The organism is Methylacidiphilum sp. Yel (assembly GCF_004421185.1).
Classification (GTDB): Bacteria; Verrucomicrobiota; Verrucomicrobiia; order Methylacidiphilales; family Methylacidiphilaceae; genus Methylacidiphilum.
In genome coordinates this window covers 1,390-1,638 of the sequence record NZ_LXQB01000076.1, presented here as the reverse complement: position 1 = coordinate 1,638, position 249 = coordinate 1,390, and the positions used below count along the sequence as shown (strand labels likewise).

Genomic DNA, 249 nt, shown 5'->3' with positions numbered 1-249 from the left:
CACTCTTGGGCAAATCTGGAGCCATGTGCCAAGAATTGCCAGAGCTCCCCACCCAAACATAACGAATCCCCAGTGCAATGGGGCCACAAACAGCTCTTCCATAAACCAACGGGTATGACCAAATTCGTTCAAACCGACGTTGGGGAAGATCATTAAGGGAGAGCCAACCAGCACCGCATAGGGTACTGAAAATGCTTTCGCATATTGAGGCAATCTTGTCATTGCATACACCATCGATCCTACCCCAGC

The 249-nt window shown here is 49.8% G+C and carries 1 protein-coding gene; it reads right to left on the bottom strand.

Features of this window, described 5'->3' with window-relative positions; genetic code table 11:
• Positions 1-249, bottom strand: a 249-nt coding sequence (locus A7Q09_RS11065; RefSeq protein ID WP_244228645.1) for a methane monooxygenase/ammonia monooxygenase subunit C, incomplete at both ends; no start/stop codon positions are given.